Annotated in this window: 2 protein-coding genes; both read left to right on the top strand. The window is 64.3% G+C overall.

Translation table 11 applies throughout. The features are described from left to right. Window positions 1-295 precede the first annotated feature (295 nt). Window positions 296-730 (top strand): endonuclease domain-containing protein, encoded by a 435-nt coding sequence (locus WCE35_RS00180; protein WP_424591334.1) that lies wholly within the window; start codon window positions 296-298, stop codon window positions 728-730. After that, on the top strand, window positions 727-1,613 hold an 887-nt coding region (ytpR, locus tag WCE35_RS00185), incomplete at its 3' end, for a YtpR family tRNA-binding protein (RefSeq protein WP_424591335.1). The genes WCE35_RS00180 and ytpR, both read left to right, overlap by 4 nt.

The following is a 1,613-nucleotide window of genomic DNA, read 5'->3' on the forward strand; positions in this document are numbered from 1 at the left end:
TGCGGCAATTGTTCGAGAGCGACGTGCGCTGGCTCAACCATTACGGCTTCAAGCCGCTCGATGTCCCGACGCTCGCGGGAGGGTTGAGTACGTGAGGCTCGTCGAGATCGCCATCGCGGAGCGAGCCCCCACCCCAGCCCTCCCCCGCAAGCGGGAGAGGGGGCAGACCGCGCTTGGGGTGGGTAGCTTTCGTCCCATCGGAAATACGATCACTCCATCCGCACGACAGGTCAGACTCCCTCTCCCGCTTGCGGGGGAGGGTTGGGGTGGGGGTGTCTCCACATCGGAGGTGTCAATGGCTGAGCAAAAGAGCCCAACCTGGAAAGTATCCGCCAAACTGCGCGCAAACGCACGCGCCCTTAGAAGAGACTCCACCGACGCTGAACGGATTCTCTGGTCGGAACTGCGCGATCATCGCTTAAATGGCGCCGGCTTCCGTCGGCAGGTGCCGATTGAAAGCTACATCGCCGATTTCATGCGTCATGCAGCAAAGCTGGTGATCGAACTCGACGGCGGCCAGCATTTTTCTGATCAATCCGAGCCAACCGACGCTGCTCGCTCGGCCGTAATCGAGGCGAAAGGGTTTCGGGTGCTTCGCTTCAGCAATCATGACGTGATGGCCAATCGCGAAGGCGTCCTCGAAGCAATTGCCGCTGCCGTTGCGGAGAGAACCCCCACCCTGACCCTCCCCCGCAAGCGGGAGAGGGGACAAGAGAAGCAACGATCATGAAATTCACGCTGTCCTGGCTGAGGGAACATCTCGACACCGACGAGCCCTTGGAAAAGCTCGCCGACAAGCTCACCATGATCGGGCTCGAGGTCGAGCAAATCGAGGACAAGGCGAAGGCGCTGGCGCCGTTCACCATCGCGCGCGTGATCTCGGCCGAGCAGCATCCCAATGCCGACCGCCTGCGGGTGTGCATGGTCGATACCGGCGATGGCGCGGCGCCGGTGCAGGTCGTCTGCGGCGCGCCGAATGCGCGGGCGGGTCTCGTCAGCGTGTTCTCAGCCCCCGGCACTTTCATTCCCGGCAAGAACATCACGCTTGGCGTCGGCACCATCCGCGGCGTCGAAAGCCGCGGCATGCTGTGCTCGGCCGCCGAGTTGCAGATTTCGGAAGACCACGACGGCATCATGGAATTACCCGCCGACGCGCCCATTGGCGCCGGCTATGCGCAATGGGCCGGGCTCGGCGATCCCCTGATCGAAATCAACCTGACGCCGAACCGGCAGGATTGCACCGGCGTGCACGGCATCGCGCGCGATCTGGGCGCCGCCGACATGGGCAGGTTCAAGGACCCGGCTATCCGCCCGATCAAGGGCGAATTCCCCTGCCCGGTGACGGTGACGGTCGAGGACGCCTCGCTATGTCCGGGCTTTGCGCTGCGGCTGGTGCGCGGCGTCAGGAACGGCCCGTCGCCGCAATGGCTGCAAAAGCGCCTCGCCTCGATCGGGCTGCGGCCGATCAATGCGCTGGTCGACATCACCAATTTCATGACCTACGACCGCGCCCGGCCGCTGCATGTATTCGACGCCAGCAAGGTGAGGGGGAACCTCACCGTGCGCCGCGCGCGCGACGGCGAGACCTTGCTGGCACTCGACGGGCGCAGCTA

Origin of the sequence: Bradyrhizobium sp. (assembly GCF_049691595.1) — a bacterium.
Taxonomy (GTDB): Bacteria; Pseudomonadota; Alphaproteobacteria; order Rhizobiales; family Xanthobacteraceae; genus Bradyrhizobium.